This window comes from Streptomyces sp. NPDC005799, assembly GCF_040630525.1.
Lineage (GTDB): Bacteria > Actinomycetota > Actinomycetes > Streptomycetales > Streptomycetaceae > Streptomyces > Streptomyces griseorubiginosus_B.
In genome coordinates this window covers 25,983-32,116 of record NZ_JBEXXQ010000084.1, presented here as the reverse complement: position 1 = coordinate 32,116, position 6,134 = coordinate 25,983, and the positions used below count along the sequence as shown (strand labels likewise).

The window sequence follows — 6,134 nt, the reverse complement described above, 5'->3', positions numbered from 1 at the left end:
GTGCCTCTTTGGTCGGAGCACAGGATCGGACGGAGGCCGTGTTCACGTCCGCGGAATCCCCGTACGAGCGATCACGTTCGGGGCATCGTTCGAGGCCAGACCATAAAGAACAAGTTCAGTGCCTGTCGCCCATGCCCCAGTCGATCGTGCCGTCCTCGACCATCGCCGCCCGGCGCTGCAGCTGCGGCAGCGGCCTCACCCTGTGGGACCTGGAGCGCGAGTTCGCCGTCGGCGGCTTCGCCGGCAAGTCGATGATGAAGCTGCGCGACATCCGCGGCGTGCTGGGCGACTCGTACTGCCGCAGCCTGAACCGGTCATGACAGTGCAGTGCCTGCAACTCCTCGTCATCGATGTTCACGTTCAGTGTTTAGCTTAGGGTGTTGTCGCGGCCATGGCCCGGCTGGGTGGTTACTGCGCCGTCATAAGCTCGGGTGCGTTGTGGGCGCGACGGTAGGCCAGTGGTGACAGGCCCAGGTGCGCGTGGAAGTGCTTGCGCAGGGCGACGGGGTCGCCGAAGCCGGCGGCGGTGGCGATCCGTGCGACGGTCAGGTCGGTGGATTCCAGCAGCAGGCGCGCGTGAGCCAGCCGTCGTTGTGCCAGCCACTTCAGTGGGCTGCTGCCCACCTCACTGCGGAAGCGCCGGGTGAAGGTGCGCACGCTCATGTGCGCGTGCCGGGCCATGTCCTCCAGTGTGATCGGCTCGGCCAGCCGGCCCAGCGCCCACTGGCGGGTCGCCGAGGTGGAGCGGTCGGTGTCCTGCGGTACCGGGTGCTCGATGAACTGCGCCTGGCCGCCCTCGCGCCATGGCGCCACCACGCAGCGCCGCGCGGCGGCCGAGGCCACCGCCGCTCCGTGGTCCAGACGGACCAGGTGCAGGCACAGGTCGATGCCGGCGGCGCCGCCGGCGGACGTCAGGATGCGTCCGTTGTCGACGAACAGCACGTCCGGATCGACCTCGATGTCGGGGAACAGCCGCGCCAGTTCGTCGCACAGCGTCCAGTGTGTGGTGGCCCGGCCGCCGTCCAGCAGACCGGCCGCCGCGAGCAGGAAGGCCGAGGTGCACAGGCTGACGATGCGGGTCCGCGGCCCGATCCGGTCCAGCGCCGCGGCGAGTTCCCCGGGAAGCGCGCCGGTCGCGAGCAGGTCCTCGCCGGGCTCCTGAGTGGCGAGGACGACGGTGTCCGCGCTCTCCAGCACCGACTCGTCGTGGTCGACGACGATCCGGTAGTCCTCGCGCGTGCGCACCGGCCGGCCGCCGAGGGAGAAGGTGACGACGGAGTACAGAGGAGTCCCGTCCGGCTTACGGGCCTCGTTGAACACCCGGGCCGGGATGCCCAGATCCAGCGGAAGGACTCCGTCGAGGGCGAGAACAGCGACACGATGCGGCATGGCTGGAATGGTACGACAGGTGGCCCTCCGGCCACTCACCCGCCTTGGTAAGCACACGCCACTCTTTGTGCAGCGGGGACGCGGTCTCCGCTGAAGGAAGAGCAAGACAGGCATGAGCGAGGACATCATGAGCGAGAACACCATGCGGGCAGTCACCATCAGCGAGTTCGGCGGAGCGGGGGTGCTGACCGTCGAGGAGGTCGCGCGCCCCGAGCCGCTGCCGACCGAGGTGCTGGTGCGGGTGCACGCCGCCGGGATCAACCCGGTGGACTGGAAGACCCGCGAGGGTCAGGGAATGGCGGGGCTGCAGACGCTCCCGCTGATCCTCGGCTGGGACGTCTCCGGCGTCGTCGAGAAGGTCGGCTTCGGCGTCACCACCCTGAAGGTCGGCGACGAGGTGTACGGCATGCCGTGGTTCCCGCGCGCCGCCGGCGGCTACGCCGAGTACGTGAGCGCACCGGCCCGCCAGTGGGCCCGCAAGCCGGCCACCCTCGACCACGCGCACGCAGCCGCCGTGCCGCTGGCGGCGCTGACCGCCTGGCAGACCGTGGTCGACACCGCCCACGTCCAGGCCGGCCAGCGCGTCCTGATCACGGCCGCCGCCGGCGGAGTGGGCCACTTCGCGGTCCAGTTCGCCCGGCACCTGGGCGCCCACGTGATCGCCACGGCCAGCGCCGCCCGCCACCCCTGGCTCAAGGAACTCGGCGCCGACGAGACCATCGACTACACCACCACGCGCTTCGAGGACGTCGTCAAGGACGTCGACGTCGTCATCGACCTGGTGGGCGACGCCCATGACAACACGAGCACCCGCTCGCTGAAGGTCCTGCGCCCGGGCGGCCTACTGGTCGCCGTGCCGGCCGGTGTCTCCCCGGACCTGGACCGGGCCGCCGAGGCGGCGGGCGTGCGCGTCACTGCGTACCTGGTCGAGCCGGACGGTCCCGCGCTGACCACGATCGCCGGGCTGATCCACGCCGGTGAGGTCGCCGTCGAGGTGGAGGAGACCTTCCCGCTGGAGCAGGTCGGCACGGCCCACGCCCACGTCCAGGCCGGCCGCACCCGCGGCAAGGTCGTCCTCACCGTGACCGACTGACCATCCCTGCAAACAGTCAGGAGCAGCACCGTGTACTACGAGATCCGCCGCTACCAGGCGCAGCCTGGGCGCCGCGAGGAGTGGGTGCGCTACATGGAGGACGTGGTCATCCCGTTCCAGGCCTCGCTGGGAATGGACGTAACCGCCTCCTTCGTCGACGCCGAGGAAGAGGACGGCTACGTGTGGATTCGCCGGTTCGAGGACGAGGCCCAGAGCGAGGCCCTGTACGCGGCCGTGTACGAGCACGACCGCTGGAAGAACGAGATCGGTCCGGTCGTCTACGACCTGCTGATCCCCGAGAAGTCCGTCATCACCCGTGTGGTCCCCACCCCGGCCTCACCCCTGCGATGACCCGGCTCACGGCCGATTCATCCACCACCGCACAGCACCGCAACAGCAACAGCAACAGCAACAGCAACAGCGGAACACAGGAACTATCATGAGCACCGAGACACTCCAGAAGTCGGCCCCCGCCTCGTCCATCACCCAGGCCGCCGCCGGCACACTCATCGCGGCGGTGCACGCCGCCGCTGCCCGGATCGGCTTCACGGCGTCCATCGCCGTCACCGACCAGGGCGGACATCTGAAGGCCTTCGACCGCGCCGACGACGCGCCATTTCTCACCGCCGAGGTCGCCCTCGACAAGGCCTGGACCGCGGCCTCCTTCCGCATTCCCACCCACACGTGGAACGACTTGCTCGCCAACCCGCAGATCGCGCCGCTGGGCGGCCACTCTCGTGTGATGGCCGTCGGCGGCGGCTACCCGATCATCGAGAACGGCCAGTGCGTCGGAGGGCTGGGGATATCCGGTGGCACCTACGCCCAGGACCAGCAGGCCGCCGAGGAGGCCCTCGCCGCCCTCGGGTTCGAGCTGCCCGGTCTCTGACCGGCCACGGAGGGTCGGCCCGTGGCTGACGGGCGCCGGCCAAGCCACACACCGACACCTGTACGGCTACGAGTACGAGCGGGAAGGACGCTGCGCACTCATTCGGGCATGTGCGGAAGGGGAGAACCCGCTGGGCGGACCGCGAGAGGCCAGGGCGATCCTCTCTCTCCATGCACCGCTCGCCGCAGTGATGACGGACTTCTACGGCAAGGTCCAGAGTGAGAGCAGGCAGACCCCGTACCCGTTGGAGGCGCTCCGCCGGGCCCCCGATACGGACAGGTCGCGTCGCAGCTGAGCAGGAACTCAGCGGTGGGGCTCCCGGCGGCTGCTCTCGCTACGTACGGTGACTGCATGGACAGGGACGGGCCGCCCCGGCTGAAGCTGATCGTGATCACGGATGCCGCTTCCGGGCCGCGGTTGTGCCGGGGGTGCGGTGGTCCGCTGATGCCCTCGGCGAAGTCGACGGCGGTGTTCTGCGAGGACGCGTGTCGTTCGCGGCACTGGCGGCGGATGCGGCGGGCGAGGACTCGAACCGAGGCGGTGAAGGCCGGCGTGACGGCCTCCTGTCAGCAGTGCGAGGCGGTGTGGACGGTCGGCATCGACCGCCCGGTCTCTGCCGTCTACTGCTCTCCCGCCTGCCGCAAACGGGCCTGGCACACACGGCGCGCACAGTTCGGCGAGGTGTGAGCCTGCGCGTTCGGTGCAACTGGGGCCGCTTCGGGCGCCGGGACCGTACGCCCTTCTCTGCCGGGCGAGCAGGTCGGATGGTGCGAAGTAACGGGCGTCCAAGGTGAGTTGACGGCACACGAGGGTGTTGTCCCCGGAGTTCGTGGGGGTGGTGTCCCGATGACCGGGATGGTCAGCAGTGTGACCCGGCAGCGCTACGACGAGCTGGTCAAGCTGGGGCGGGACTGGGTCGAGACGATGAGCAGCGTCCAGTGGCAGCTCGGGGACGCCGCTCTGGAGATCGAGCCGATGCGCTCCTACGGGGCACGAACCCCTCGGGGAGCGAGGAGTTGTTCACGGTCAGCGAGGCGATCCGGATGTTCGCCGAGGACGCCGTGTGGCACCAGGCAAAGAACCTGACAGGACTACCAAGGACAGGTGACCTGCCGGAATTCCTGGATGCGCTGGAGTCTGATCAGCCTGGTCGCCGCCGCCCTGCTGACCGTTGCCCTCGCCCGCACCCGCTCCGCCGACTCGGCTCCGGACGCGGAGCTGATCCCTCTTACCCGGCCCGAACTGCTCAACCTCCTGCGGGCCGTCGTCCTGTCCAAGCCCTTTGGGCCGCGCTGCTGGCCAAGCTTCCCCAGCGAGCCTGGCAGCGGCTACGGACCGGGCATGGCACCAAGGGCCACCGCCACTACGACTGGGCGATGATCAGCATCACGAGTGACGACACCCCGCCCGGCCGAGAGACGGGTTCGGCGTCGTCGTAGCGTGACGGGAACTGGGCTACGGCGACGCGATCGCCGTCCCCGCCGGCCATCGCGTCACCGCCCCGGCCGGGCACTTCGATAGTGCTAGAGCTCGCCAAGTCAACTGCTCACCCGCCAACCGAAGCGCTCAGCAGTCCTCCCCGGCCCGCTGAACAGCGACGGCGCGCTACAGATCTCGATCTACAGCTGCCGTGTCTGACCCGGCCGCTGTCCGTAAATGGGATGCACGGAACGTCATCCAGTTGCTCTGCATGGGTTGTTTTCCACCCCGCCCGTGTCCCCGTATACATCCGAAGGTTATCCGTGTGCCGCGAATTACGTTTTCGCAGCACCCCTTCGCACTACGCCAGTGAAACCCGGAGCAACGGAGAAAAGGACGATGTGGAATACCGTTATGTGGACGTTTCTCGCATGCGCTGCTTTCTGTACAGTAGGGTCTCTTTTGGGGTGCCGTGCGTTCGGCCGAATGTGGCGTATTGACGTCATCGAATTGCGCCAACGTCACTGCATGATCGAAGCGTTGGAAGCCAACACCCACCCATTGCACCGTGCCCCCGCCACCGATGACAGGAGTCTCCGATGCGACAGCACATCTCTTTCTGAGTCTGTGCATTAATTCAGCAGTCCGCCGCACGTCCAACGAAATTGGACGGCCAATGATCCTTCCCAACCAGCCGCTCCAACGAGGGAACGGGAGGTGCAATGGACGACACGCGGTTCGGCTGCTCCGGCCCCTGCGGAAGATGCACCACACGGCCGTGCCGCGGACACCCCGCGGCCCGTGGCCGCCCAGGTACCCAGGTCGAACTCCGCGTCAGCTCCGCGCAAGCGCGCTGGTGTAGGTCTGTGCGGTGGACTCGCCAATCCCCAAGCGGGCAGCGGTCTTCGCCGGGGTGGTGTGCTCTGGCACATACACCGGCGTCACCACCGCACGCCGAGACTGGGTGGAGCCTTCTCTCCGACCGGACAGGGCCCGGCTGCGCGGTATGCCGACGTGCGTCCGACTGGGCGGTTTTCGTGCCGTAATAAAGGCAGAAAGCAATGGATGCGACTAGCGTGGCGTCGACCGTCAAGAGATCGGCAGTCGATAGACGCTGGCCTGGCCACCGAGCAGGCTGCCTTGCCGAAATGAGATGCGCTTATGCACGTCGCGTTCCGCCGCACTCTCCTCAACAGAACCGTCATGACCGCATGCGGGTTGTCGACCCTGCTCGCCGCCTCGGTGACGGCCACTTCGGGCGCTGCTGCCGGCGAGCGGCGTCCTGTTAGCGGAGGGAGCCCTTCCCTGGAGGGCACAGTCATCACCCTCACCACCGTAAAGGTCGGC

Annotated in this window: 7 protein-coding genes; 6 read left to right on the top strand and 1 reads right to left on the bottom strand. The window is 68.3% G+C overall.

The window, feature by feature from the left end:
- Nucleotides 1-131: 131 nt before the first annotated feature.
- Nucleotides 132-320: a hypothetical protein gene (locus ABZ453_RS46880; RefSeq protein WP_359025553.1), complete on the top strand. Its 189-nt coding sequence runs from the start codon at nucleotides 132-134 to the stop codon at nucleotides 318-320.
- A gap of 88 nt (nucleotides 321-408) precedes the next feature.
- Here ABZ453_RS46880 and ABZ453_RS46875 read toward each other — a convergent pair whose 3' ends face one another.
- Nucleotides 409-1,389, bottom strand: a complete 981-nt coding sequence (locus ABZ453_RS46875; RefSeq protein ID WP_359025551.1) for a helix-turn-helix domain-containing protein — start codon at nucleotides 1,387-1,389, stop codon at nucleotides 409-411.
- A 127-nt stretch (nucleotides 1,390-1,516) separates the two neighbouring features.
- Between ABZ453_RS46875 and ABZ453_RS46870 the strand changes: the two genes are divergently transcribed.
- From ABZ453_RS46870 to ABZ453_RS46850, 5 genes are all read left to right on the top strand, one after another.
- Nucleotides 1,517-2,482 (top strand): NADP-dependent oxidoreductase, encoded by a 966-nt coding sequence (locus tag ABZ453_RS46870; RefSeq protein ID WP_359025557.1) that lies wholly within the window; start codon nucleotides 1,517-1,519, stop codon nucleotides 2,480-2,482.
- A gap of 30 nt (nucleotides 2,483-2,512) precedes the next feature.
- Nucleotides 2,513-2,833 (top strand): NIPSNAP family protein, encoded by a 321-nt coding sequence (locus tag ABZ453_RS46865; protein ID WP_359025549.1) that lies wholly within the window; start codon nucleotides 2,513-2,515, stop codon nucleotides 2,831-2,833.
- Nucleotides 2,834-2,921: 88 nt separating this feature from the next.
- Nucleotides 2,922-3,368 carry a heme-binding protein gene (locus ABZ453_RS46860; protein ID WP_359025547.1) on the top strand — a complete coding sequence of 149 codons (447 nt, stop codon included), beginning with the start codon at nucleotides 2,922-2,924 and terminating at the stop codon, nucleotides 3,366-3,368.
- A 351-nt stretch (nucleotides 3,369-3,719) separates the two neighbouring features.
- Nucleotides 3,720-4,055 carry a hypothetical protein gene (locus ABZ453_RS46855; protein WP_359025545.1) on the top strand — a complete coding sequence of 112 codons (336 nt, stop codon included), beginning with the start codon at nucleotides 3,720-3,722 and terminating at the stop codon, nucleotides 4,053-4,055.
- 438 nt (nucleotides 4,056-4,493) lie between these two features.
- The gene (locus ABZ453_RS46850) at nucleotides 4,494-4,748 is read left to right on the top strand and encodes a hypothetical protein (RefSeq protein WP_359025543.1); all 255 of its coding nucleotides are present in this window, start codon (nucleotides 4,494-4,496) and stop codon (nucleotides 4,746-4,748) included.
- Nucleotides 4,749-6,134 lie beyond the last annotated feature (1,386 nt).

Bases quoted from the DNA above. Each gene is read 5' to 3' on its own strand.
- ABZ453_RS46880 (WP_359025553.1), top strand. From the start codon at position 132: ATGCCCCAGTCGATCGTGCCGTCCTCGACCATCGCCGCCCGGCGCTGC.
- ABZ453_RS46875 (WP_359025551.1), bottom strand. From the start codon at position 1,389: ATGCCGCATCGTGTCGCTGTTCTCGCCCTCGACGGAGTCCTTCCGCTG.
- ABZ453_RS46870 (WP_359025557.1), top strand. From the start codon at position 1,517: ATGAGCGAGAACACCATGCGGGCAGTCACCATCAGCGAGTTCGGCGGA.
- ABZ453_RS46860 (WP_359025547.1), top strand. From the start codon at position 2,922: ATGAGCACCGAGACACTCCAGAAGTCGGCCCCCGCCTCGTCCATCACC.
- ABZ453_RS46855 (WP_359025545.1), top strand. From the start codon at position 3,720: ATGGACAGGGACGGGCCGCCCCGGCTGAAGCTGATCGTGATCACGGAT.
- ABZ453_RS46850 (WP_359025543.1), top strand. From the start codon at position 4,494: ATGCGCTGGAGTCTGATCAGCCTGGTCGCCGCCGCCCTGCTGACCGTT.